At 70.9% G+C, this 24,467-nt stretch carries 19 protein-coding genes and 1 tRNA gene; 10 read left to right on the top strand and 10 right to left on the bottom strand.

The window, feature by feature from the left end:
- Nucleotides 1-138: 138 nt before the first annotated feature.
- On the bottom strand, nt 139-528 hold the full coding sequence (locus F0U47_RS04395; protein WP_149749052.1) for a hypothetical protein: 390 nt from the start codon (nt 526-528) through the stop codon (nt 139-141).
- A gap of 162 nt (nt 529-690) precedes the next feature.
- Between F0U47_RS04395 and F0U47_RS04390 the strand changes: the two genes are divergently transcribed.
- The 3 genes from F0U47_RS04390 (at nt 691) to F0U47_RS04380 (ending at nt 5,875) form a co-directional block, all read left to right on the top strand.
- Nucleotides 691-1,104, top strand: coding sequence for an HIT family protein (locus F0U47_RS04390; protein WP_149749051.1), 414 nt, complete (start codon nt 691-693; stop codon nt 1,102-1,104).
- A gap of 156 nt (nt 1,105-1,260) precedes the next feature.
- Nucleotides 1,261-2,592, top strand: coding sequence for an HNH endonuclease (locus F0U47_RS04385; protein ID WP_149749050.1), 1,332 nt, complete (start codon nt 1,261-1,263; stop codon nt 2,590-2,592).
- A 10-nt stretch (nt 2,593-2,602) separates the two neighbouring features.
- Nucleotides 2,603-5,875 (top strand): error-prone DNA polymerase, encoded by a 3,273-nt coding sequence (locus F0U47_RS04380; RefSeq protein ID WP_149749049.1) that lies wholly within the window; start codon nt 2,603-2,605, stop codon nt 5,873-5,875.
- Here the strand turns inward: F0U47_RS04380 and F0U47_RS04375 are convergent.
- Entirely contained in the window at nt 5,858-6,319 is a 462-nt protein-coding gene (locus F0U47_RS04375; RefSeq protein WP_149749048.1) for a hypothetical protein, read from the bottom strand. The genes F0U47_RS04380 and F0U47_RS04375 overlap by 18 nt on opposite strands.
- Before the next feature lie 59 nt (nt 6,320-6,378).
- On the opposite strand from F0U47_RS04375, the gene F0U47_RS04370 reads away from it, so the two are divergent.
- Nucleotides 6,379-7,200, top strand: coding sequence for a hypothetical protein (locus F0U47_RS04370; RefSeq protein WP_149749047.1), 822 nt, complete (start codon nt 6,379-6,381; stop codon nt 7,198-7,200).
- Between the two features lie 13 nt (nt 7,201-7,213).
- On the opposite strand, the gene F0U47_RS04365 is transcribed toward F0U47_RS04370, so the two are convergent.
- The 3 genes from F0U47_RS04365 to F0U47_RS04355 form a co-directional block, all read right to left on the bottom strand.
- Nucleotides 7,214-7,804, bottom strand: coding sequence for a hypothetical protein (locus tag F0U47_RS04365; protein ID WP_149749046.1), 591 nt, complete (start codon nt 7,802-7,804; stop codon nt 7,214-7,216).
- 86 nt (nt 7,805-7,890) lie between these two features.
- Entirely contained in the window at nt 7,891-8,994 is a 1,104-nt protein-coding gene (locus F0U47_RS04360) for a response regulator (protein ID WP_149749045.1), read from the bottom strand.
- A gap of 60 nt (nt 8,995-9,054) precedes the next feature.
- Nucleotides 9,055-10,632: a sensor histidine kinase gene (locus tag F0U47_RS04355; RefSeq protein ID WP_149749044.1), complete on the bottom strand. Its 1,578-nt coding sequence runs from the start codon at nt 10,630-10,632 to the stop codon at nt 9,055-9,057.
- A 186-nt stretch (nt 10,633-10,818) separates the two neighbouring features.
- On the opposite strand from F0U47_RS04355, the gene F0U47_RS04350 reads away from it, so the two are divergent.
- Nucleotides 10,819-10,892, top strand: a tRNA-Pro gene (locus F0U47_RS04350).
- Between the two features lie 58 nt (nt 10,893-10,950).
- On the opposite strand, the gene F0U47_RS04345 is transcribed toward F0U47_RS04350, so the two are convergent.
- Genes F0U47_RS04345 through F0U47_RS04335 form a run of 3 tightly spaced genes read right to left on the bottom strand, consistent with a single transcriptional unit; the run spans nt 10,951 to nt 14,001 of the window.
- A complete protein-coding gene (locus F0U47_RS04345; RefSeq protein WP_149749043.1) occupies nt 10,951-11,187 on the bottom strand; it encodes a cyclic nucleotide-binding domain-containing protein in 237 nt (78 codons plus the stop codon).
- A gap of 12 nt (nt 11,188-11,199) precedes the next feature.
- A complete protein-coding gene (locus F0U47_RS04340; protein WP_149749042.1) occupies nt 11,200-12,762 on the bottom strand; it encodes a cyclic nucleotide-binding domain-containing protein in 1,563 nt (520 codons plus the stop codon).
- Nucleotides 12,763-12,765: 3 nt separating this feature from the next.
- Complete coding sequence (locus tag F0U47_RS04335; protein WP_149749041.1) at nt 12,766-14,001, bottom strand: acyl-CoA dehydrogenase family protein; 1,236 nt, start codon at nt 13,999-14,001, stop codon at nt 12,766-12,768.
- Between the two features lie 70 nt (nt 14,002-14,071).
- On the opposite strand from F0U47_RS04335, the gene F0U47_RS04330 reads away from it, so the two are divergent.
- A complete protein-coding gene (locus tag F0U47_RS04330) occupies nt 14,072-14,950 on the top strand; it encodes a patatin-like phospholipase family protein (RefSeq protein ID WP_188111153.1) in 879 nt (292 codons plus the stop codon).
- Between the two features lie 4 nt (nt 14,951-14,954).
- Here the strand turns inward: F0U47_RS04330 and F0U47_RS04325 are convergent, their stop codons facing one another.
- The gene (locus F0U47_RS04325) at nt 14,955-17,042 is read right to left on the bottom strand and encodes a putative bifunctional diguanylate cyclase/phosphodiesterase (RefSeq protein WP_149749039.1); all 2,088 of its coding nucleotides are present in this window, start codon (nt 17,040-17,042) and stop codon (nt 14,955-14,957) included.
- Between the two features lie 174 nt (nt 17,043-17,216).
- On the opposite strand from F0U47_RS04325, the gene F0U47_RS04320 reads away from it, so the two are divergent.
- From F0U47_RS04320 to F0U47_RS04305, 4 genes are all read left to right on the top strand, one after another.
- Nucleotides 17,217-18,215 carry a hypothetical protein gene (locus tag F0U47_RS04320; RefSeq protein ID WP_149749038.1) on the top strand — a complete coding sequence of 333 codons (999 nt, stop codon included), beginning with the start codon at nt 17,217-17,219 and terminating at the stop codon, nt 18,213-18,215.
- A 114-nt stretch (nt 18,216-18,329) separates the two neighbouring features.
- The gene (locus F0U47_RS04315) at nt 18,330-20,132 is read left to right on the top strand and encodes an aldehyde dehydrogenase family protein (RefSeq protein ID WP_149749037.1); all 1,803 of its coding nucleotides are present in this window, start codon (nt 18,330-18,332) and stop codon (nt 20,130-20,132) included.
- Nucleotides 20,113-21,921, top strand: a complete 1,809-nt coding sequence (locus F0U47_RS04310) for a patatin-like phospholipase family protein (protein WP_149749036.1) — start codon at nt 20,113-20,115, stop codon at nt 21,919-21,921. The genes F0U47_RS04315 and F0U47_RS04310 overlap by 20 nt, the downstream gene beginning before the upstream one ends.
- Nucleotides 21,918-23,564, top strand: a complete 1,647-nt coding sequence (locus F0U47_RS04305; protein WP_188111152.1) for an FAD-dependent oxidoreductase — start codon at nt 21,918-21,920, stop codon at nt 23,562-23,564. The genes F0U47_RS04310 and F0U47_RS04305 overlap by 4 nt, the downstream gene beginning before the upstream one ends.
- On the opposite strand, the gene F0U47_RS04300 is transcribed toward F0U47_RS04305, so the two are convergent.
- Nucleotides 23,548-24,444 (bottom strand): adenylate/guanylate cyclase domain-containing protein, encoded by an 897-nt coding sequence (locus F0U47_RS04300; RefSeq protein WP_188111151.1) that lies wholly within the window; start codon nt 24,442-24,444, stop codon nt 23,548-23,550. The genes F0U47_RS04305 and F0U47_RS04300 overlap by 17 nt on opposite strands.
- Nucleotides 24,445-24,467 lie beyond the last annotated feature (23 nt).

The raw sequence follows: 24,467 nt of genomic DNA, 5'->3' as shown, positions 1-24,467 counted from the left end.
ACGAAACGCCCTCAACTGCCGCCCTGCGTGCTCGCGTCAGCTGCACGCTACTGCCGCACGGCGTGCGCGGAGCCCGCCCGGCGTGCGCGGAGCCCGCCCGGCGTGCGCGGAGCCGCACGTCCTGACGACGGCGTCACGCTATGTCTGATCCGGCACGAAACGGTACGCCGCGTAGAGGAAACCCATTGCTGCCGCGCACGGCACCGCGACAATGCCGCCGTTCGCCCCGTCAAGCGCTGACGCGACGAAGACGCCCGACATCGCGCCGAGTCCGATGAGAACCCGGCCCCACGTCGGCACCGCACGCGAAGAAGCAAAAGTGGCACGGCTCTCGCCACGTCTCACTGCTGCCCGAAACCAGAAGTACGGACCCCCAAACGCGACGACCGAAAGCGGCACCATCAGCATCGCATACAGGAGTCGATCGCTGCCGGACAGGTCGCGGAATCCGGCGCTGAGGGCCATCACGAAGAAGACCCCGCAGAGCGCGAGCATAAAGAGACGGCGATGCGCACGCTCACGGGCCATAACTGGTGTTGTACCACCGTCAAAAGCACTAGGGCATCGGACTGCCGGACCTGCCCGCTACTGCTCCGCGCGCACGCCGTGCGGCAGTAGCGTGCAGCTCCGCGCACGCCGTGCGGCAGATATTAGTGCGTTTCGCATCGTCCCAACCAACACAATGGCCCAGTGACCATTCGCGCATGCCCTTTCTGCGACATCGCTGCGGGCAGGTCACCCGCCCGCTTCGTCTATCAGGATGAGAGGGCGTGCGCCTTTCTCGACATCGAGCCCGTGAGGTCGGGCCACGTCCTGGTCGTGCCAAGAGCCCACATCACCGATCTGACCTCTGACCTTGCCGTAGAGGGCATCACGGGGATGGCGCGCGTACTGCACACGACGGCCAGTCTCCTTAGAGATCGCCTGTCTGCTGAGGGGGTGAGCGTGTTTCAGTCCAACGGGGCGGCAGCGGGTCAATCCGTGCATCATCTGCACTTCCACATGGTGCCGCGGTTCTCGGGTGACGCCAGACTGACCACGAACTGGACGCCGGCACAGGACGCGATCCAGACCCTCGACCGTACCCACGCATTGCTCATCTAGTGCCGCTCGCCGCGAGCGATCATCGGCATTCTCGGGCGTATCGTGCGCTGCTGCGCGGGTGCGGAGCCGCGGCGCCGAGCGACTCGGGTCGACGGAGTTTTCTCCAGCGCGTACCGCATCCTTGTGATTCGAACATATGTTCGATACGATGGAGGCATGTCCACTCCCAGGACCATCACTGCCGGCCACGTCGCCGACCTGACGGCCGTGCTGCGGTTGGGTGGGCTGCAGGATGACCCTGCTGGCCTGATCGAGCTGATCAGCGAGCTGGAGCGACTGAAGTCGGCAGCGTGTGCGGTGCAGGCGGATGCCTCGACCCACTATGACGCAGCCCGCCGACAGTCGGAGGCGGCGAAGGGCGTTCCAGCGCTTCGGCAGGGGAGGGGAGTGGCATCCGAGATCGCGCTCGCCCGCAGGGAGTCGCCCCACCGCGGTCAGACGCTGCTAGGGCTGGCCAAGGTCCTCAACAACGAGATGCCCCACACCCGGGAGCGACTGGCCGACGGCACGCTGAGCGAGTTCCGCGCGATTCTGCTGGTGCGGGAGACCGCATGCTTGTCTGCGGAGCATCGGGCATTCGTCGACGAGGAGCTGTGCGCGGATCCGACTGCGCTCGAGGGTGTCGGCACTCGTCAGCTGGTGGCGCGTGCGAAGCGGATCGCCTACGAGCTCGATCCGGCATCCGTCGTACGCCGTGCGACCAACGCCGAGTCCGACCGCAACGTGACTGTGCGACCGGCTCCCGACACGATGACCTACCTGACCGGTCTCCTGCCCGTAGCACAGGGAGTCGCTGTCCACGCGGCGTTGGGCAGGGATGCCGACGCGCTCCGTGCGCAGGGGGATGCGCGGACCCGCGGTCAGTTGATGGCGGACCTCCTCGTCAGCCGGGTGACGGGTGTCGACCTGGTTCATGACGCGCCGACGCCCGTGCCGGTGACGGTCAACCTGACGATGTCGGACACCGCTCTGCTCGGCGGTCACCGGCCGGGCGAGGTGGGAGCCGATGGAGTGGTGCCCGAGATCGTGCCGGCGGAGATCGGTCGGCAGCTGGCAGCCCGGGCACTCACGTCCGGCCTGACGAGCTGGATCCGACAGCTCTACGTCAACCACACCGGCCGGCTGGTGGGGATGACCAGCAAGCGACGGTTCTTCGCGGACGGGCTGGCTGAATTTCTCAGCGTCCGGGATCTCGGCATCTGCCGCACACCGTTCTGTGACGCCACGATCCGTCACGGTGACCATGTCGCCTCAGCCGGAGAAGGCGGGCCGACCACTGCTGACAACGGTCAAGGTCTGTGCGAGACCTGCAACCACGCCAAGCAGGCTCCCGACTGGCATCAGCAGACATTGTCGGATCTCCGCCACGCGGTCGAGACTGTCACGCCCAGCGGCCATCGGTACCGGAGCACGGTGCCGCCACCTGTCGGCTGGCGTGAGCCGCGCTGGGTCAAGGATCGTCCCGGCGTCTTCACCCTCGTCGCCTGAGCGAGCCGATATGGGTTGGAGCAACCCCCCTGTCCCGTGGCGGGAGATCGAGCGACGGCTCTCCGGGCGGGTGCCCGGGGTCGAGGACGCGCCCGTCTCCCGGCGGAAGCGGCCGTCGGTCGAGGCGCTGGAGGTCGCCCGTCCTGAGGACGCGACGCCGTACGCCGAGCTGCACTGCCACAGCCACTTCAGCTTCCTGGACGGTGCCAGCTCGCCGGTGGACCTGGTCACCGAGGCGACGCGGCTCGGGCTCAGCGCCCTGGCCCTCACCGACCACGACAACTTCGCCGGCGCCCCGCTCTTCGCCGAGGCGAGCTCGCTCTACTGCCTCCCGACCGTCTACGGCGCCGAGCTCAGTCTCGGCCTGACCGCTCCGCAGAACGGCGTCCCCGACCCCGAGGGCACCCACCTGCTCGTGCTGGCCAGGGGAGTGGAGGGTTACCACCGGCTGGCTGCGGCGATGACCGAGGCGCACCTGACCGGGGACGAGAAGGGCAGGCCGTCGTACGACCTCGACGAGCTCGCCGAGCGCGGCCGTGACCACTGGGTCGTCCTCACCGGCTGTCGCAAGGGGATGCGATCGCCGGAGGCGATCGACGACCTGGTCGCCAGGTTCGGCAGGGACAACGTGGTCGTCGAGCTCAGCGGCCAGGGCAAGCCCGGTGACGACGAGACCAACGACCTTCTCGCCGGGCTCGCCCGGGAGCGGCGGCTGCCGGTCGTCGCCACCGGCAACGTCCACCACGCCACGCCGGACAAGCGCCGGCTCGCCGCTGCGATGGCTGCGATCCGCGCCCGCCGCAGCATCGCCGAGCTCGACGGCTGGCTGGACCTCTCGGGCTCCGCCCACCTGCGCAGCGGCGCGGAGATGGAGCGGCTCTTCGGCCGCTACCCGGGTGCGATCAGCACCAGCATCACCCTGGCCGACGAGCTCGCCTTCGACCTCCGCAAGGCCTCACCGCGGCTGCCGAAGCAGGGGATCCCCGAGGGCGAGACGCCGGGGTCCTGGCTGCGGAGGCTCACCGAGCAGGGCTTCCGGGAGCGCTACGCCGGCGCGCCGCACGAGCGCGAGGCCCGGGAGCGCGTCGACGCGGAGCTCGAGGTGATCCTCCGCAAGGACTTCGCGGGCTACTTCGTCATCGTCCACGACATCGTGAAGTTCGCCCGCGATCGCGGCATCCTCTGCCAGGGACGGGGATCGGCCGCCAGCTCGGCCGTCTGCTTCGCGCTCGGGATCACCGCCATCGACGCCGTCTACTACCAGCTGCCGTTCGAGCGCTTCATCTCCGAGCACCGCGAGGAGGAGCCCGACATCGACGTCGACTTCGACTCCGACCGGCGGGAGGAGGTCATCCAGTGGGTCTACGAGACCTACGGCCGACGCAACGCCGCTCAGGTCTGCAACGTGATCAGCTACCGGCCGCGGATGGCGGTCCGCGACGCCGCCAAGGCACTCGGCTTCTCCACCGGCCAGCAGGACGCCTGGTCGAAGTCGGTGGACGGATGGGCGAGGGAGGTCGAGACGGAGTCGGAGATCCCGCAGCCGGTGGTGGCGCTCGCCGAGGAGCTGATGTCGGCTCCCCGCCACCTCGGCATCCACTCCGGCGGGATGGTGCTGACCGAGCGCCCGATCGGCGAGGTCTGCCCGATCGAGCGGGCGCGGATGCCCGGCCGCACCGTCCTGCAGTGGGACAAGGACGGCTGCGAGTCGATGGGGCTGGTGAAGTTCGACCTGCTCGGGCTCGGGATGCTGGGGGCGCTCGACCACATGATGCGCCTGATCGAGGAGCACTGCGGCCCGAGGTGGACGCTGGAGAGCATCCCCAAGGAGGAGCCCGAGGTCTACGACATGCTGTGCCGCGCGGACTCGATCGGCGTCTTCCAGGTCGAGAGCCGCGCCCAGATCGGTACCCTGCCCCGGCTGAAGCCCCGCAGCTTCTACGACCTCGCCATCGAGATCGCCCTGATCCGGCCGGGCCCGATCCAGGGCGGCGCAGTCCACCCCTACATCCGCCGCGCCACCGGCAAGGAGCCGGTCACCTACGACCACCCCTCGCTCGAGCCGGTGCTGGGGCGCACCCTCGGCGTGCCTCTCTTCCAGGAGCAGCTGATGGCGATGGCCGTCACGCTGGGGGACTGCAGCCGGGATGATGCCGACCTCCTGCGCCGCGCGATGGGGTCCAAGCGCGGCGTGGAGCGGATCGAGAAGGTCAAGGAGAAGCTGTACGCCGGCATGGCCCGTCGCGGCATCACCGGAGACCGCGCCGACGGCATCTACGTCAAGATCCTGTCGTTCGCGAACTTCGGCTTCGCCGAGTCGCACGCGCTCAGCTTCGCGCTGCTCGTCTACGCGTCCTCGTGGTTCAAGCTCCACTACCCGGCCGCGTTCCTCGCCGGACTGCTGCGCAACCAGCCGATGGGCTTCTACTCACCGCAGTCGCTGGTGGCGGATGCCCGGCGGCACGGGGTGACGGTGCTGCGCCCGGACATTCTGCTCTCCGGCGCCCAGGCCGGCCTCGAGAGGATCGAGCCGGTCGAGGAGCCGCTGCGGTATGACGCCGACCTGGCGGTGCGGCTCGGGCTCGACTCGGTCCGGGGCATCGGCGCCGAGGTGGCCGAGCGGATCGTGGCAGAGCGGGAGGTGGCGCCGTACGACAGCATCGTGGACCTCTCGCGCAGGGCGGGGCTGACGGCCGCGCAGCTCGAGGCGCTGGCCACCGCCGGAGCCTTCGACGGCTTCGGTCTCGACCGTCGGCAGGCGCTGTGGATGTCGGGCTACGCCGAGTCCGACGGCCAGCTGCCGGGCAGCACTCCCGCGCCACCGCCGCCGACGCTGCCGGGGATGAGCGACGAGGAGCTCACCCTCGCCGACCTCTGGGCGACCAAGGTCTCGCCCGAGCGACACCCGATCGAGCACCTCCGCGCCGACCTGGACATCGCCGGGATCCTCCCGATCACCACGCTCTGGACCACGGACCCCGGCCGCCGGGTCCGGGTCGCCGGTCTGGTCACCCACCGGCAGCGGCCGGGCACCGCCCTGGGCATCACCTTCCTCAACCTCGAGGACGAGACCGGCATGCTCAACGTGATCTGCTCCCAGGGGGTGATGCGGGCGCACCGGCAGGCAGCACGGAACCGGGTCGCCGTCATCATCCGCGGGAAGGTCGAGCGCAACGACGGGGTGGTCAACCTGGTGGCCGACCAGGTCGTGCCGCTCGACGTGCTCGTCCCCGGGGCAGGCACCGCGCTCCAGGCGCGGCAGTCGTCACGAGACTTCCGCTGACGGCTCGTCCAGGCGGTCGCAGGTGAAGTCGTCGCAGCTGACCTTCCACTCGCCGTCGACCCGCTGCAGCTCGTAGGTCGTGGTGATGTTGACGTACTCCGACCCGATGACCGCCGTCGCGACGTCGCCGTCCACGACGATGTCGGAGACCAGGATGTCGTCCTCGTCGTACTGCGGCTCCTGCCAGAGGTTCTGCCGCTCCTCGCACGCCTCCTCGGGCGTCTCCGCTCCGAGCACCGACATCTCCAGCAGGTACTCCTCGGTGAGGAGGTCGCAGTCCGGGTCCAGCAGGGATTTCACGAGTGCCTCGTGCACTGCTGCCTCGTCCGGGCTCAGGCCGGCTGTCGCCGCGGTCTCGTCATCCGCCGACGAGTCCTTGTCGTCGTCGCCGCACCCGGTGAGGAGCAGCGGGACCAGAAGGGCGGCGAGGAGTCCTGACTTCACCCGAAAAGTGAAGCGCACCGAGGTCCGCCGTGTGGCTCGAACGCCGTAGATTGCTGGACGTGCAGGGACTCCGACGTGCTGCGACGGTGGCCGTGCTGGTGCTCCTCGGCGCCTGCACCGGCGGCGGGACCGACCAGCGTGGGGCCACGTCGTCCACGCCTGCCCCGGACGACGTCGACGCCGTCCTGGCCGAGGCCGTCGAGCGGACGCTGGCCCATGACACCCTCGACTTCGAGATCCACACGGTCGACGGCCGGCTCCTGGAGCACACGAGGGGCACCGCTGTTCCCGGCGGTTGGCAGGCCTCCACCGATCTCGGCTACTTCGACGAGCACTCCACCATCCGGGCCCGCGCGGTCGAGGACCGGCTGTGGATCCAGGTCTCGTCCTGGCCGAGAGTGAGCAGGGACTGCTGGATGCTCACTCCCCCGAACGCCGCGCTGTTCGGCATCGGTGCGATGTCTGCCGGGAGGCCCGGCTATCTCACCCTGCTCGAGGCCCTGGAGCCGGTCGAGTTCACCACGGCGCTCCACGACGAGATCACGGCCGACGCGCCGCTGGCATCGGTCCTGGGATTCCTCTCCGCGCCGTTCTTCCACGACAGCACCATCGACTGGCACACCGCCGAACGGACGACGATCCGGGTGACGGTGGAGATCGAGGACGGAGAGGTTGCTCAGGTCGCGGTGTGGGCCAGCGACTTCCGGGCAGCGCTCGCCAGGGCGCGCAGCCGGGTCCGCTCGTTGTCGGCGGACCGTGGTGGATCCGCCTTCCGGATCCAGGTCCACTACGCGGCCGGGGACGACGACGTACGTCTCGTCGAGCCCGGCCCCGACCAGCAGGTCGTGAAGCTGAAGGACGGCTGCGGCTACTCCGCGTGACGACGCGCGCGGCTCACGGCGACGCGAACCACGGGTGGTGGAGGTCGTAGAACTTCGCGTCCTTCATGGCGTCCTCCAGGTCGCGGCGCATCTCCTCGGGCGGCTCCATCTGCTCACCGGCCCGGGCGGCCTCCTCGGACGTGAAGGCCACGGTCTCGGTGAACGTGCCGTCCGGCTCGACGGCGAGGGAAGCACCCAGGATGTCGGGCCGCATCTCGTGGATCGTGTCGGTGTCGGCGAGCATCGCCTTGAGCCGCTCGGGGTCGTCGATCGTGCCGCGGATGACCTGGACGAAGCCGGCCTGGTCCGACCCGCCGTCGAGCATGAGCGTCACGTCGTCGCAGTCGTGGAACTCGACCTCACCGTCCATGAGCGCCATCATCCGCTCGGCCCACTCACCCTGCTCGGGACGGTCGGAGTTCGCCATCGCGGCCTCGCGCGACTCGAAGCGGACCACGCCGACGAACATGTCGTCGTCGGTGAAGCCGTAGGTGCCGCCGAGCCAGCCGGTCGCACCGGGGGAGAGGTCGCGACGCCACTCGTCGACGAGGGCGTGGAGCTCGTCCTGCTGCGTGCACTTGCCTTGGATGATCTGGATGAACATGGTGCCTCCTGGGGTCGGGCGCGCGGTGGCGCCAGGACCGGCCGAGGCTCCCGGGCCCTCGCCGGGCCCACCCACGGAAACTACGCCTAGCCGGCCCGCTCCGCCACCACATCCTCGACGAGCCCGACGACGTCGAGCCCGACACCCTTCTCCACGAACCGGGAGGCGCCAGCGGCGATCACCCGGTCGGCCATCAGGCCGTTGGCGAAGCCGGACACGACGATGACCGCCGAGTCCGGGGAGATCTCCAGCAGGGTCGGGAGCGCCTGGAGCCCGTCCAGCTTCGGCATGGCGAGGTCGAGGACGATGACGTCCGGGGTGTGCTCGCCGACCAGGGCGACGGCCTGCTCGCCGTCGGTGGCCTCGGCGATGACGTCGTAGCCTGCCCGCTCCAGCTGGAACCGCATGAGGTCACGCAGGTCGTGGTAGTCGTCGGCGAGGAGGACCCGGACCTTCGACGGGTCGGAACGCGGAGCGACGGGCGCGGGCGTCGTGCCGGCCTCCGCCGGCGTCGACCGCACCAGGCTGCCCGCCTCGGGAGCGTCGTCGGCGACCCGGTCGAGCAGCAGGTCACCCATCATCCCGCGGGCTGCGCGCAGCGTGCGCTCGAGGTACGACGAGACCGCCTCGAGGTCGCCGAGCTGGAGCGCCAGCACCGCGGCGCTGATGCCCTGCACCACGTTGTCGTTGATCTCGAAGGCGTGCCGGCGGCGCACCTGCCACTCACGGAGGCTCGCGGCGAGCTCCTCGCTGGCGGCCTCGGCGCGCACCCGGTCGGTGATGTCGACGCAGGTGCCCCGCATCCGGACCGGGGTGCCGTCGTCGTCCGTCACCACCACTCCGTTGGTCGCGAGGTGCCGGACGTCGCCGTCGGGGCGCACGATCCGCTCGGTGATCGTCCAGCTCCCACCCGTCTCGTAGACCTGCCGGTGGACCGCGGTGACGGCGTCGCGGTCGTCCGGGTGCACCATCGACAGGAAGCGGTCGTACGACGCGTTGAACTCCTGCGGCTCGTAGCCGTAGATGCGGTAGAGCTGGTCGGACCAGGAGTTGGTGTCGGTCGCGATGTGCCAGTCGTAGTCGCCCATGTTGGCCAGCTGCTGGGCGTTCGCGACGCGGGCCTGGAGGTCCGCCAGCTCCCGCTGGGTGTCCTCCAGCTCCTGGCGGAGCTTCTCGGTGGACTTCTTCATGGTCGTCTCCTCTGGGTCATGCCGTTGTCATGCCGGTGTCATGCCGGTGTCATGCCGGTGTCATGCCGGTGTCGTTGCCAGTGCTGGCGGAAGGTCGAACTCGAAGACGGTGCCGGGGGCGTCCTCGCGGGAGAGGGCACGCATCGAGCCGCCGTGCCGCTCGACGATCCGGCGACAGGTGCTGAGACCCAGTCCGGTGCCGGGATACGTGTCGTCGTGCGCGCGACGGAACGGCTCGAAGATCCACTCGTGAGCACCGCTCGGGATGCCGACGCCGTTGTCGGTGACCCGGACGACGACCCGGTCGGCCGTGTGGCGGGCCGAGACCGCGATGTCGGGCGGCTCGTCCGGCCGGGCGTACTTCAGCGCGTTGCCGACGAGGTTGTCGACGAGCTGGCGCAGCAGCACCGGGTCGCCCGACACGCTCCGGACGCCGTCGGAGCGGACGCGATCCGCGGCGCCGTACTCCTCCGCCACGTCCTCCACCAGCTCGGCGAGGTCCACCACCGCCGGCGTGGTGGCACGGTCGCGGGCTGACGCATCCGCGAGCAGGGCGTCGACCAGGTGGCGCATGTGTGCCGTCGCCCGCTCGATGCCGGCGACCATTCTGGGGGCGCCGGGCGGAGGTCCTGCCGGGTCGGCCGCGAGCGTGGCCGCCAGCTCGGTCGTCCACGACTCGACGACCGAGATCGGGTTGCGCAGGTCGTGGGCGACCCGGCGGGCGAAGGTCTGCAGCTCGTGGCTCATGCTCGCCCGTTCCTCGCGGGCTGCGGCAAGGAGGAGCCCGACGACCAGCGTCATCGCGATGAACAGCTGCGCCAGCAGGATCTCGGCGCGTTCGTCGGCCGGACCGGCGAACGGGCCGGATCCGACGTACGTCAACCACAGGATGCCGGCCCCTCCCGTGAGCGCGTGGACCGCGACCGCGAGCGGTGGGAACCGGCTGCCTGCCCACACCACGGCGGCCGGCAGCAGGAAGCTCACGGGGACGTCGGTGAGGTAGTCGCCCGCGATCAGGGCGCCGGTCGCGGCGAACAGCGCGGCCAGCTCGGGCCAGGCGATGGCGGGGTCGTCCGTACGGCGCCCGCGCCGGACGTGGTCCAGGATCAGGAGGGCGGTCACGCCGACCGCGGTGATCCCACAGACGTTCCGGCCGAACCAGACCAGGAGATCGGTGGCGGAGACGTCGAACCCGGCGAGCAACAACCCGGCGCCGCCGCTGGCCACCCCGACGAAGGATCCGACGATCACGGCGCCGAGGAACCCGAGCGTCGCCTGTGGTGTGCGCAACGGCGGGGCGCCACGAGCGATGCTCGTCGGGCTCCACCGCCGGAGGGCGAGCACGACGGTCAGCACCCCCACGAGGTTGGAGGTCGCCAGCACCCCGACCGCAGGCCCGTCGGTTCCGGTGAGCAGCAGGACCGCCGCCCCCGCGAGGGCGATCAGGGGGATGTCGACCAGCCATTCGCGGACCGTCGGACGGGTCACCAGCCACGCGACGACGAGCCCTCCTGCTGGCCACACCAGGGCCATGGGGTCGCTGTCGATGACGCTCGCCCGCCCGACCAGGGAGGCCGCCAGGTACACAGCGACGAGGGCGGCGCGCTTGCCGACCGCATCGACGTCCCCGATCCGCATCCCTGCCCCCTGTCGTCCTTGATCGGACGGTGGCACGCGAGAAGGTCCGGCGTCCGACTTTCGCGTCAGATCGGATCGATCGGTCGCGGGCGTAGTGCCAATGGGCTACCGGGGCCGGATTCGGGTGGGGCCAGGACCCTGCGGTAGTGTTCCATCCGCTTCGGACGGCGATCCCGGACGGAGCTTCGGGCTGTGGCGCAGCTTGGTAGCGCACTTGACTGGGGGTCAAGGGGTCGCAGGTTCAAATCCTGTCAGCCCGACCGAGAAGCCGCCTCCGCCCGGCGCAGATGCCGGGCGGAGGCGGTCTTGTTCTTCCGGCTACCCCAGCAGCGTGCGGCGGATCCGCGTCCGGAGGTCCGTGCCGACCGCCTGCAGCTCGGCCATGCGGACGGATCGGCGTCGGAGGCGTGCCTCCATGACCGCTGCCAGCTCGTCGACCCACTCCGGATGCGCCTGGACCAAGGGCAGGTACGCCTGCCGGCCGATCTCGAAGACCAGGGTCTCCTCCCTGGAGCGCACCGTTGCAGACCGGGGGGCCCCGGTCAGGAGCGACATCTCGCCGACCACCTACCCGGGCCCCATCGTGTCCACCAGCCACTCCCTGCCGTCCGGCTCGCGCCGACGAACCTCGATCGCACCTTCGGCGACGACGAACAGTGACGTGCCTCGGTGACCCTGGACGACGAAGCGTTGCGTCGGTCCGAAGAACAACGGTCTCGCGCCTTCGGCAAGGTCGTGGAGCTGGTCCCGCGTCAACATGCGGAAGATCGGCACCCCGCTCAGGAGGTCCTCGATCTCCCGGGTCGCCGGCGTCTCTGTCACGACCGGCTCACCGATGGTGACGTCGGGACCGAGACCGTCCTGTCGCTGGAGTACCGCCACCCGGGCAGGAGAGGCCATGAGATTCCACAGCAGGCTCACCTCGCGCGGGATGCACTCGGCACCCGCGTGCTCCATCAGTCCATGGCGCTGGGCCCAGTCCGCGACCTCGTTCATGGAGGCGCGGTACTGGTCGCACGCGGTCGGGTAGACGCCGTGCGCTGCGGCGGGTCCCCGGCGGCGCCACAGAACCGCCTCGCGCGCAGCGGCCGGCAGGAACCGGAGCTCGGGAAGGCCGACCGCTGTCACGCTGAGCACCGCCCGCTCCGCGTCCCGGAACACCCGCTGCCAGGTCTCCTGCGCGTTGAAGCTGTTGGGTCCTGCGAGCTCGATGGCGTGCTTGAGGTCCTCGTGGTGGGTGCGCAGGAACTGGAGCGTGGCCTCCCGCTTCCGCAGGAGGTTCAGCCCCGACACCGGGCCCAGCCGTGGTGTGCCGAAGCGAGCGAAGCTCACCTCACGCCGTTCCCACACCGCTCGCCACGCCCCGGGGTCGATCCGCGCGCGGATATCGGCGAAGTGAGCACTCTCCTCCAGAGCAGCACGCTCCCGCGGCTCGAGCAGGTCTCCGACGTCATCCTTCACGGCCTCGATCACTCCGAGACAGGTGAGCAGCTCGAGGTAGATGCCGACGCGCAGGAGCCAGACGGGATCAGTCAGGTGGTCCTCCTTGCCGACGATGTCGGCCACCAGGGCCCGGACGTAGTTGGCGACCTTCTCGCCGCCGATCAGCAGGACCGGGTACCACGGGTGGTAGGCCACGCCCGGGTCCGCGACGCCGGCCGCCCGGGCTTGCCGCACCATGTCCGGCTCCACCAGCTGATCGGTGATCCGCCGGTACAACGAGCCGAGAAGGCGGACGTCGCAGACGTCGAGACTCGCCGTGTCGGCCGCCACCAGGTTGCCGTGGTCCATCGCGCGCACCTCGACCTGCGCCTGTCGAAGGAAGCCGGCGGCGAGACTCAGGTCGACTCCGGCGAAGTCCACGTCGGGGTGCAGCACCACGCGTTGGCGAGCCTCGGCCGAATGGGGCGCGGACACCCGGGCTCGTCCGGCGGACCGGCCGTCGATGGTGATCGTCGCCTCGAGGGAGGCCGTCTCGGGCAGGTCGTATGTCTCGACGAGAACGACGGCGGTGTTGGGACGCCGCCCGTCGGTGACCAGTGCCGCACGGTCGCTCGACCCGAACCCGGGCCAGCGATCCTCGTCCGTGGGCCGTCGGCCGGGGAGGAAAGGGACGACGGCCAGGTGCATGATCTACGCCTCGTCGTCGCGACCGAGCACACCCCTGGCGACGTGGGTGATCTGGACCTCGTTGCTGCCGGCGTAGATCATCAGCGACTTCGCGTCCCGGGCGAGCTGCTCGACCGGGTACTCCGACATGTAGCCGTTGCCGCCGAAGAGCTGGACGGCGTCCATGGCCACGTCGGTCGCTGCCTGGGAGGAGTAGACCTTGATCGCCGACGCCTCGGCCAGTGAGGGCTGCTTGCCGTCCTTCGCCATCTCCAGGGTCCGGAAGACCATGTTCTGGACGTTGACCCGTGCGATCTCCATCTTCGCCAGCTTCAGCTGGATCAGCTGGTAGTCGGCGATGGCGTGCCCGAACTGGACCCGCTCCTTCGCGTACGCCGTGCACACGTCGAGGCACTCCTCGATGATCCCGAGGCTCATCGCGGCGACTCCGGTGCGCTCCGCGACGAAGCCCCTCCTGGCGGAGTCGCGACCGTCGCCGGTGTCGTGGTCCTCCGTCTCGCCGAGAAGACGGTCCCTGCCGAGCCGGACGTCGTCGAAGAAGAGCTCGCCGGTCGGGGAGGAGTGGAAGCCCATCTTCCGGAACGGCTTGCCCTGGGTGAACCCGGGCATCCCGGCGTCGAGCACGAAGGTCAGGATCCTACGCTCACGTGGATCCACCCCGGGCTCGTCGAGCTTGGCGTAGACGACCACCGTGTCGGCGTACGGCCCGTTGGTGATGAACGTCTTCTGGCCGTTGAGGACGTACTCGTCCCCGTCGCGCCGGACACAGGTCCTCATCGCGCCGAAGGCGTCGGATCCCGAGCCCGGCTCGGTGAGTGCCCAGGCGCCGATCTCCTCGAGGGTGACGAGCCGGGGCAGCCAACGCTTCTTCTGCCGCAGCGTCCCGCGCGCCAGGATCGTCGACGCGGCGAGCCCGAGGCTCACCCCGAAGCAGCCGACCAGACCGGGGGAGACGCGGCACAGCTCCTTGACGAGGATGACGCCCATCCCGGCCTGGTCGCCCCCGCCGGTCAGCGAGCCGAAGGCCCGCTCGCCGCCGGAGCGCTCCTTCTCGAGCAGCGACGTCAGGGCGTCGGACGCCATCACGTCGATGCCGAACGTCGTCCAGAGCTTCCGGAGCACGTCGTACGGCGGGGTCCCGCCGAACTCGAGCTCCTCGCGGCGGGGCCGGATCTCGGTGTCGACGAACTGGCGCACGGCGTCCTGGATCGCCAGCTCGGTCTCGTTCCAGGCATACATGCGAGCCTCCTCGCGGCAGGGGCAGCAGCCCATCTTTGCACCGCGGACGCGAGACTGGTCTGATCTCCGCATGACCAAGCGGGGACTCGTGATCGGAGCCGGGGGAGTGACCGGCCTGGCGTGGTCGAGCGGCACGCTCGCCGCGCTCGAGGAGGCCACCGGCTGGGACCCGCGCACCGCCGACGTCCTGGTCGGCACGTCCCAGGGTGCGTTCCTGTCCGGCCTGCTGGCCAGCAGCGTCGCGACCCAGGACCTCACGCGGTGGTACCGCCGGGAGCTGCCGGAGACCCACCCGCTGCGCTCCCGGGCCGCCCGTCGTGCCGAAGCGTCCGGCAGGCGTGGGCTGCCGCTCCCGGCGTCGCCGACGCTGCTCGCGCGTGCCGTCGGACCCCGGCGGATCATGCCGCTCGCCGCTCTGTCCGGCCTGCTCCCGGTCGGCACCGGCTCCCTCGACGCGTTCCTCGCGCCGCTGGCAGCGGTGGTCGGCGACGACGTCTGGGTGCCGCACCCGGCGACCTGGGTGACGGCCCTCGACTACGACTCCGGGCGTCGGATCTGCTTCGGCGCTCCCGGCTGGCCGCAGCCGCCCTTCCTCGACGCGGTCCGGGCCTCGTGCACGGTCCCGGGGCAGTTCCCGCCGGTGGTCATCGACGGACGGCGGTACGTCGACGGCGGCGCGCACTCGACCACGAACGCCGACGTCGTGGCCGATGCGGGGCTCGACGAGGTCGTCGTGCTCGCGCCGATGGCGGGGGAGGACGGACTGCTCCGCAGGGTCGCCCAGCGCCAGCTGCGGGCCGAGGCCCGCCGCCTCGAGCGCGCCGGTACGACGGTCCGGGTGCTCATGCCGACGCGGGAGGACCGCGTCCTGATGGACGCGCGCCCGCTGGACATGACCGCACGTTCCGCGATCTTCGAGAACGTGCTGGCCCGCGGCTGGACGGGATGAGCGGTCAGAAGACGCTGATGGTCTGCACGGTGCGCACGACGTCCTCGGTCGGCACGCCGCGGCTGTAGTAGAACCCCTGCACCTCGTCGCACCCGCGCTCGCGGAGGTACCTCTCCTGCTCGGCGGTCTCGACGCCTTCGGCGACCACCGTCATCCCGAGCTCGTGGGCCAGCGAGATGATCGCGTCGATCACGGGGGAGTGCTGGCCGGCGGTCAGCTCCTCCACGAACGACCGGTCGATCTTGATCTTGTCGATGGGGAGCCGGCTCAGGTACGCCAGGCTGGAGTAGCCGCGGCCGAAGTCGTCCACGGCGATGGAGGTGCCGAGGCGACGGATGGCGTGGAGCGTGTCGGTGGCCCCCGAGCGCTCGTCCATCAGGATGCTCTCGGTGATCTCCAGCTCGAGCTGGGACGACGCCAGCCCGGAGTCGTTGAGCGCACCGACGATCTCGCCGAGGAAGCCCGCGCTGCGGATCTGGTAGGGAGAGACGTTCACGGCGACCCGCAGCGGACGCCCGAGCGCGCGTTGGAGCGATGCCACGTCACGGCACGCCTTGCGCAGGATCCAGCCGCCGAGCTGGACGATCATGCCGTCGTCCTCCGCGATGGGGATGAACCGGTCGGGGGGCACCTCGCCGAGGTCGGGATGGGTCCACCGGGCCAGGGCCTCGATGCCCACGACACGTCCGGTGCGGATGTCGACCTGCGGCTGGTAGGCGATCGACAGCCCGCCGTCGCGGAGGGTCTGGCGCAGCGCGGAGGCGAGCGTGAGCGCGTCGTCGCCCCCATCGAGCATGTCCTCGTCGAACCACTGGAAGTTGTTGCGGCCCGATGCCTTGGCGTGCTCCATCGCGAGGTCGGCCCGCTTGAGCAGCTCGTCAGGCTCGGAGCCGCCGGGCGGGTGCACCGCCCCGCCGATGCTGACCGTGACCGCGAGCGGATGGCCGCCGATCGTCACCGTCGTCAGCAGGTCCTCGAGCAGCGCCTCGACGCGCGACGTCACGGCTGCGGCCTGCGGGAGGCCGGGGAGCACGATCGCGAACTCGTCGCCGCCGAGACGGGCGACCAGGTCAGAGCTGCGGACCCAGGCGCGGAGCCGGTCGGCGATCCGCGTCAGCAGCTCGTCGCCGGCCTGGAGGCCGAGCGCGTCGTTGACCCGCTTGAGGTGGTCGAGGTCGACGACCAGGACGGCGACCTCGGTGCCCTCCTGCTCGGCGGTGGCGATCGCCTCGCTGAGCCGAGCGAGCAGACGGGTGCGGGTGGGCAGCTTCGTCAGGGGGTCGTGGTTCTCGAGGAACTCGACCTCGGCCTGGGCCCGCTTGCGCTGGGTGATGTCGTAGGCGACGGCCAGGTAGCCGACGGGGGATCCCGGGTCGGGGCCGTCCAGCGGGGTGATGGCCTCGCTCACCGGGACGTCCTCGCCGTCCTTCCGGCGGTAGGCCCACTCCTTCTCGGTGCCGACTGCGGCCTCGAGCACCCGCTGCCAGTCGCCGGCTCCCGCTCGCGGGGCGGCATCGATCTTGTCGAGCGAAGCGCCGACCAGCTCGGAGGCCGGGTAGCCGAGGAGCCGCTCGGCGGCGGCGTTGGCGCTGACGATCCGGCCGGACGGATCGGTGGCGAGGATGCTGAACGGGATGCTGTCGAGGATCGTGCGGCGCAGGGCGTCCTGCTCGGCCGCGTGCGCGTCGACCCGGGCGCGGATGTCGATGATCGACGCCAGCACGAACGGCTGGTCGTCGATCTGGATCGGGTTGAGCCCGATCTCGACCGGCACCTCGGCGCCGTCGCTGCGGAGCCCGAACAGGGTGCGTCCGACACCCATGTCGCGGCGGGACGGAGCGGCGACGAAGGCCGTGCGGTCGCCGCGATGTCCGGCGCGGAGCCGCTCCGGCAGCAGGTCCTCGACGGCCATCGACAGCAGCGCGTCGCGGGGATACCCGAAGAGCCGCTCGGCCTCCGAGTTCACCAGCACGATCGCTCCGTGCCGGTCGACCAGGACCATGGCGTTCGGGGCAGCCTCGATGACGAGCCGGAGCCTGCGCTCGTGCTCGGTCTCTGCGTGCAGCGGCTGGTCGCCGCGCTCGCTGCTCATCGTGACAATCCCTCGTTCTTCCGGCAGCAGATCCAGTGCCCGACCAGCCCCTCGCCCGCAAGTCTAGGAGCCGTCGCACCTGCGCACCTGCGAATCGCCGTTCCGAGGACACGAGCACGGCAGGTTCCTACGCTGGTCCTGCTCCGGGCTCGAAGGGAGATCGAGGATGGGCAGGTGCCAACGGGCCATCGGGCTGATGGTTCTCGCGGGTTCACTGCGGTGACCCGGGTCGGCGCTCTCCTGCTGCTCGTCGTCGCGGTCGTCGCCTGCACCGGCAGCGGGCAGCGACCCTCGGCTGCCGCGCCTGTCGCCGGATGCCGGGTCTTCCCGGCCGACAACTGGTGGCATGCCGACATCTCCGACCTGCCGGTGCACGACCGCAGCGCGGACTGGCTCGCCCGGATGTCACCCGAGAGCGACCTGCATCCCGACTTCGGACCGTCGTACGGCGACGGGCCGGCGTACGGCATCCCGGTGACCGTCGTCCGGGGAGACCACCGCAAGGTGCGTGTCCGGTTCACCTACGCGAGCGAGAGCGACCGCGTGCGCTACCCGTTCGGCCGTGACACCCGCATCGAGGGCGGGCGCCGCAGCGACGGCGACCGGCACGCGATCGTGGTGGACCGCGACCGGTGCCGGCTCTACGAGACCTGGGCGACCCGCGTCCGCGACGGGCGCTGGCGTGCCGGCTCGGGCGCGGTCTGGAGCCTGCGGTCCAACGACCTCCGGCCGGACGGCTGGACGTCCGCGGACGCCGCGGGCCTGCCGGTCCTGCCGGGGCTGCTGCGCTGGCGGGAGGTCCGCGACGACCGGATCGACCACGCGATCCGGTTCACCACCGACGAGACGAGCAGCCACCACCTCTGGCCGGCCCGCCACGACGCCGGCTCCCACACCTCGCTGGCCTACCCGCCGATGGGCGCCCGCTTCCGGCTCGACCCCGGGTTCGACACGACCGGCTACGGCCGGCTCGCACGCCGCGTGATCCGCGCGTTCCAGACCTACGGCCTGGTCCTCGCCGACAACGGCAGCCCCTGGTTCTTCCAGGGCGAGCAGCACCGGGCCTGGCCGGAGCGGCTGATCGCGGACCTGAAGCAGATCCCGGCCGACGCGTTCGTCGCGGTCGACACCTCGTCGCTGATGGTCGATCTCGACAGCGGAGCCGTGAACTGATTTAGGCCGATATCGCCCGATCGGCGGTGGTGGGGGCGCAGGCTGGAGTCCTAGCATGGCGACGGTCGACCGGGCGGCCCTCGTCCCCCCACGCCCCCCAGGAGGCGAAGCCCGATGAGCCTGCCCGGATTCTTCGACGCTCTCTCCGACGAGCACCGGGAGGCCGTCGCGAAGCTCCTCACCGAGGTCGAGTTCGACCCCGGCACCACGATCTTCACGGAGGGCGACGAGGGCGACGCGGCGTACTTCATCGACGAGGGTGACGTCCGGATCGAGCTCGAGCTGCCCGAGGTCGACACCGAGTCGGTGCTGCGCTACGAGGGGCCGGGCGCGACGCTCGGCGAGGTCGCCCTGCTGGACCGGCTGCCCCGGTCGGCGACGGCGATCGCCGACACCCGCGTCCGGGCCCGGAAGATCACGACCGACGGGATCGACGAGCTGGCCAGGCGCGAGCCAGCGGCCGCGCTGGCGCTCACCCTGGAGCTGGCGCGGGACGCCACCGCCAAGCTGCGGACCCTGACCAACCAGGTGTCCGACCTGATGTTCGCCGTCGCACCCGACCCGGTCGTCGACGAGCTGGTGGGCCGGGCCGCCGCCGCCCAGCGGCAGTTCGCCGGCTGGCCCGAGGACCGCGTCGACGCCCTGCTCGGACGGCTGACCAGCACCTTTGTCGAGCACGCGCAGGCCCTCGCCGAGGCGACGGTCGAGGAGACCCACATCGGCAACGCCGGCGACAAGACCCTGAAGAACATGGTGGCCGCGCAGGGCGTCTACGAGTCGCTGGTCGGACGCGTCGGGGCCGGGCCGCTCGGCACCGACGACGCCACCCAGGTCACCGAGATCGCTGAGGCCGTCGGCGTGATCTTCGGGCTGGTGCCGGTCACGAACCCGGTGGCGACGGCGTACTTCAAGACCCTGATCAGCCTGAAGTCCCGCAACGCCGTCATCCTGAGCTTCCACCACGCCGTGCTCGGCGTCGGCACCAAGGTCGGCGAGCTGATCCACGGCGTGCTCGAGGCGGAGGGCGCACCGACCGACCTCGTGCTCTGGATCAGGAAGCGGGGAAGCCGCAAGCTCACCCAGCAGTTCATGAGCCACCCCGACGTGAAGCTGATCCTCGCCACCGGCGGCGCCGCGATGGTGCAGGCGGCCTACAGCTCCGGTACGCCGGCGCTCGGCGTGGGTCCCGGCAACACGCCGTGCTGGGTCGCGCCCGACGCCGACCTCGCCGCCGCGGCCGCGTCGATCGTGATGTCGAAGTCGTTCGACAACGGCGTCATCTGCGGCGCCGAGCACAACCTCGTGGTCGACCGGCAGGTGCGGGACGACTTCGTCGCGCAGCTCGAGAGCGCCGGCGCCGCCGTACTCAGTCCGGAGGAGGCCGAGGGCTTCCTGAAGACGGTGATCGACCCCGCGACCAACCGGTTCCGGGGCGAGATGATCGGCCAGTCCGCGGCCACGATCGCGGGGTTCACGGGACTCGAACGCCCCTACGAGATCAAGGTCATCGTGGTCCCGGCCGTGTGGGACGGCGAGGACTCCCAGCTGGCCGGGGAGAAGATGACGCCGGTCCTCTCGCTCTTCGAGGTCTCCGGCGACGACGAGGCGATCGCGCTCTCCCGGCGGCTCCTCGACTTCATGGGCAGCGGGCACACGTCGATCGTGCACAGCAACGACCCCGACCGCATCGCCGCCTTCGGCGCCGCGATGCCGACCAGCAGGATCCTGGCCAACTCACCGGGCGCGCACGGCGTCTTCGGCGTCACGACCGGCTTGGTGCCGTCGCTGACACTGGGGTGCGGGACCTTCGGCGGCAACTCCACGACGGACAACGTCACGTTCACGAACCTCCGCAACGTCAAGCGGCTCGCGCGCCTCGTCCAGCCCGGAGCAGGTGATGCGCACCATCCGGGCTGAGCCGCGGAACGCGGTCGGCGCGCTCGCCGGCTGCACTGTGTTCCGGGGCATGTCCGAGGCACGTCTCGAGGAGCTCGCGCGCTCGATGGAGTGGACCGTGCTCGACCGGGGCGAGACGCTGATGCGCGCCGGCGACCCGGGGGACGACCTCTACGTGGTCGCGGGTGGCCGGCTCAACGTCTCGCTCGTGGGCATGGACGGCACCGAGACCGTCGTCCGCGAGATCGGCCGCGGCTCCACCGTGGGTGAGGTCGCGCTGCTCACCGGGTCGCCGCGCACCGCCACCGTCCGAGCGGTCCGGGACACCCTGGTCGGGCGGCTGTCCCGCGCGTCGTTCGAGCGGCTGATGGAGGAGGACCCGCGCAGCGCGCTCCAGCTCACCCGGGTCGTCGCGGGCTGGCTGCTGCCCGGCAGCCCGCCTCGTCGTACCAGTGCGCCGGCGACCGTCGCGATCGTCCCCGCCGCGGGGTACGACGCCCGTGAGGTGGCAACCCGGCTGGGTGCCGCCACGGTCCTGCGCGCGCTCGACCCGGCGGCGATCGACGAGGCGGTCGGGCCCGGCGCCGCCCGTTCGCCGGCGGGGTCCCCGGACGAGCGGGCGCTGGCGGACTACTTCGACAACGCCGAGCTCGAGCACCCGCTGATCCTCCTGCTCGCCGACCCGGAGGCGGACTCGCCCTGGACCGAGCGCGCCCTCCGGCGCGCGGACCGGGTGCTCGTGGCGGTGCCCGGCGGGGCGCGTCCCGATCGGGTCGCCCGCGCCCAGCTGACCCGGATCGCGGCGACCGCACCGGAGGTCCCGAGAGAGCTGCTGCTGGTGCACGAGCGCGGACGGCCGCCTGCGGGGCTCACCGCGCTGTGGCGTGACGCCGGCGGTTTCGGCCGCCAGTCCCACGTCGCGGCCGACGCCGACCGGGACTGGGAGCGCCTCGCCCGGCACCTCACCGGGCGGGCGACCGGGCTCGTGCTCGGCGGCGGCGGTGCCCGTGGGTTCGCCCACATCGGCGTGCTCCGGGCGCTGACCGAGGCCGGCATCGAGATCGACCGGATCGGCGGCAGCAGCATGGGCGCCCTCATCGGCGGCCTGTGGTCGACCGGCCTCGCCCCGGAGGACATCGTGGAGCGCAACCGCGAGGTGTGGCACGAGATCCGACCGCTCAAGGGATTCACGCTCCCGTTCGTCGCCCTGCACGGCTCGGGACGCAGTCGTACGGCGATGGCCGGGTGCTTCGGCAGCGCGCGGATCGAGGACCAGCCGCGTGAGTACTTCTGCACCTCCACCAACCTGACCCGCAACCGCAGCGTGATCCACACCAGCGGGCCGCTCCACCGCTACGTCCTGGCGAGCATGTCGATCCCGGGCATCGTCGCGCCCGTCATCGACCGCGGCGAGCTGCTCGTCGACGGCGGGGTGCTCGACAACCTCCCGGTCGACCCCATGAGCAGGACCGGCGCCGGGACCATCATCGCGAGCGACGTCTCACCGCCGCGGACCTTCTCGGTCGACCTGCACTGGGAGGAGGCGCCCGGCCTGGTCGACGTGCTCCGCCACCGGGTCCGCCAGTCCGCGGGCACGGCGTTCCCGAGCATCGTTCGGATCCTCGAGCGGACGGCGACGCTGGCCAGCGACCGAGCCGCGGCGGCGCAGCGGATGCGGCACGACGTGCGCTTCATCTCGCCGCCGGTCGCGCAGTACGACACCTTGGACATGCGGCACCTGGACGAGATCGTCGAGGTCGGCTACCGGTCGGCCCTCGAGACCGTCTCCCGATGGGAGGAGAACCGATGACCGACCAGCGCCCGGTGCGCGTCGTTTGCCTGGGTGGCGGGTGGACCGCCATCTACCTCGCGCGCTCGCTGAAGAAGGCGATCGAGCGGGGTGACGTCCAGCTGACGATCGTCAGCCGCGACAACTTCCACACCTTCCACGGGTTCATCGCGGAGATGCTCACGGGCAAGGTGTCGCCGACCAACATCACGAGCCCGGCCCGGCGGCTCTTCCCGCCCGCGCGCTTCCACAACGCCGAGATCAAGTCGGTCGACGTCGACAGCAGGACCGTGACGACGTCCCGGTTGCTGGACGGCAAGGAGAAGGTGCTCGAGTACGACCACCTCGTCGTCGCGCTCGGCTCGACCGACGACCTGTCCCGCTATCCGGGCATCGCCCAGCACGCCCTGCAGCTGAAGACGTTCTCCGACAACTTCAAGGTGCGCAACCACCTGCTGGCCATGCTCGAGATGGGGGAGATCGAGACCGACCCGGCCGAGCGCCAGCGGCTGCTGACCTTCATCGTCGTCGGCGGCGGGTTCGGCGGCGTGGAGGTCGCCACCGAGCTGATGGACTACTTCCGGCGGCTCGCCCGCAAGGAGTACCCCGGGATCGACCCGGACGAGATCCGCGTGCTGCTGGTCCACTCGGGACAGCGGATCCTGCCGGAGCTGGCAGCCCGGCAGCCGAAGCTCATCGGCTACGCCGAGAAGATGATCGCCAAGGGTGGCATCGAGGTGCTGACCGGCACCCGCATCACGGCGGCGACCCGGGACGAGGCGATCCTGTCCGACGGCCAGGTGATCCAGACCCGGTCGATCATCAGCTCCTCGGGCACGGCCCTGTCGCCGCTCCTCGACCTGATGCCGTACGACCGGGACGAGCGGGGCCGCATGATCACCGACGAGTTCCTGCAGGTGCCCGGCACCGACAACGTCTGGGCGGCGGGCGACTGCGCCGCCGTGCCGCACCCCCAGGGCGGCACCTGCCCGGCAGTGGCGATCTACGGCATGTACGGCGGCCGCCAGATCGGGCGCAACATCGAGCGGCGGATCCAGGGCAGGCCGCCCAAGCCGTTCACGTTCGCCGGTCTGGGTGACGCTTGCTCGCTCGGCCGCCGCAAGGCGGTCTCGCACCTCAAGGGGATGCGGTTCTACGGCCTGCCGGCGTGGATCCTGTGGCGGCTGTTCTTCTGGTGGTTCGTGCCGACGTGGGAGCGCAAGGCCGACATCGCGTTCGACTGGCTGGCCGGCCCGTTCTTCGGCCGGGACATTGTGGGCGTCCAGGTGGCCGCCCCCTACGGCCTGCGGCGAGAGCACTACGAGACCGGACAGGCCGTCGTGCGCCAGGGCGAGGTCGGCCAGCAGATCTACGTGATCACGGCCGGGACCGCCGACGTCATCCGGGAGACGCCCGAGGGCGAGGTGCTGGTGACGACGCTGGGGCCGGGGGACCACTTCGGAGAGAAGTCGGTCTTCGAACGGACCCGGCGGACCGCCACCGTGCGCGCGACGTCGCCTCTCGAGGTGCTCTCGCTCGGGGAGAACGAGGCGCGGGCGCTGGCGGAGACGATCCAGGTCTTCGGGGCCGCGGTGAAGGAGCTGCCCAACGAGCCCGACGTCAACCCGGCGCCCCTGGACCAGCCGGTCACGCCGGCTGGGTGAACCGCATCCGGGTGTCGCCGACGACGAGCTCGTCGCCGTCCTCGAGCGGACGGGCCATGGTGACCCGCTCGCCGTTGACGGTGGTTCCGTGCGTCGACTGGAGGTCGGTCAGCACGAAGCCCGCGGGCGTGCCGGTGATGGCGCAGTGGTGGCGGCTGGCCTTGCCGTCGTTGAGCACGAGGTCGTTGTCGGGCTGGCGGCCGATCCGCAGGCCGTGCTCGTCGACCTTGAGCGTCCGGCCGTCGTCCATGATCAGCTCGGCCGTGGAGACCGCCGCCGGCCGGTAGAGCGTGCGTGCGACCGCAGCAGCCGCGGCTCCGGAGGTGCCGAGCGACTTGATCCGCGGGAACGACGACAGCATCCCCTCGGCGTGGATCTGGAAGAGCCTCTCCTCCTCGGCCAGGTCCTTCAGCGGGTGGTGGCCGAGGTCGGTGATCTCGAGGCCGTCGGGCTTGGTCTGGAAGTCGAGCACGACGGCCTGCGATGCGACCACCTGGCCGCCGTTGGCCGTCCCCATGATCCGCGCGGCGCGGTGGACGTCGTAGCCCACGAAGCTGCCGTCGTACGACGACACGACCCCGACGTGGAGCCCCATCCGCGAGCGGATAGGCCGGCCACCCGGCCAGTCGAGCGCGGTGAGCTCGCGCTGGGCCTGGACCGCCGCGGCAACGGCGGCGGTCACCGACCCGAACACGACGAAGAACCCGTCACCTGCGGTGTCGACCTCGTGCCCCTGGTGAGCGGCCCAGGCGCGGCGGCACGTCTCGCGGTGGAGCCGGAGCACGTCCTTCCACTGGCCGCCCAGCCGGTTGGCGTGCAGCGTGGAGCCCTCGATGTCCGAGAACAGCATGGCCAGGCGCTGCTGGGACAGCTCGCTCACAGGCGGCATTCTAGGGTGTCGGA

Origin of the sequence: Nocardioides antri, assembly GCF_008373765.1 — a bacterium.
GTDB classification, from domain to species: Bacteria; Actinomycetota; Actinomycetes; order Propionibacteriales; family Nocardioidaceae; genus Nocardioides; species Nocardioides antri.
Note: the sequence above shows the minus strand (reverse complement) of the source record. Positions and strands in the feature narration are given on the sequence as shown.

Bases quoted from the DNA above. Each gene is read 5' to 3' on its own strand.
- F0U47_RS04335 (WP_149749041.1), bottom strand. From the start codon at position 14,001: ATGTATGCCTGGAACGAGACCGAGCTGGCGATCCAGGACGCCGTGCGC.
- F0U47_RS04340 (WP_149749042.1), bottom strand. From the start codon at position 12,762: ATGCACCTGGCCGTCGTCCCTTTCCTCCCCGGCCGACGGCCCACGGAC.
- F0U47_RS04380 (WP_149749049.1), top strand. From the start codon at position 2,603: ATGGGTTGGAGCAACCCCCCTGTCCCGTGGCGGGAGATCGAGCGACGG.
- F0U47_RS04355 (WP_149749044.1), bottom strand. From the start codon at position 10,632: ATGCGGATCGGGGACGTCGATGCGGTCGGCAAGCGCGCCGCCCTCGTC.
- F0U47_RS04310 (WP_149749036.1), top strand. From the start codon at position 20,113: ATGCGCACCATCCGGGCTGAGCCGCGGAACGCGGTCGGCGCGCTCGCC.
- F0U47_RS04360 (WP_149749045.1), bottom strand. From the start codon at position 8,994: ATGAAGAAGTCCACCGAGAAGCTCCGCCAGGAGCTGGAGGACACCCAG.
- F0U47_RS04365 (WP_149749046.1), bottom strand. From the start codon at position 7,804: ATGTTCATCCAGATCATCCAAGGCAAGTGCACGCAGCAGGACGAGCTC.
- F0U47_RS04325 (WP_149749039.1), bottom strand. From the start codon at position 17,042: ATGAGCAGCGAGCGCGGCGACCAGCCGCTGCACGCAGAGACCGAGCAC.
- F0U47_RS04345 (WP_149749043.1), bottom strand. From the start codon at position 11,187: ATGTCGCTCCTGACCGGGGCCCCCCGGTCTGCAACGGTGCGCTCCAGG.
- F0U47_RS04305 (WP_188111152.1), top strand. From the start codon at position 21,918: ATGACCGACCAGCGCCCGGTGCGCGTCGTTTGCCTGGGTGGCGGGTGG.
- F0U47_RS04395 (WP_149749052.1), bottom strand. From the start codon at position 528: ATGGCCCGTGAGCGTGCGCATCGCCGTCTCTTTATGCTCGCGCTCTGC.
- F0U47_RS04385 (WP_149749050.1), top strand. From the start codon at position 1,261: ATGTCCACTCCCAGGACCATCACTGCCGGCCACGTCGCCGACCTGACG.
- F0U47_RS04330 (WP_188111153.1), top strand. From the start codon at position 14,072: ATGACCAAGCGGGGACTCGTGATCGGAGCCGGGGGAGTGACCGGCCTG.
- F0U47_RS04315 (WP_149749037.1), top strand. From the start codon at position 18,330: ATGAGCCTGCCCGGATTCTTCGACGCTCTCTCCGACGAGCACCGGGAG.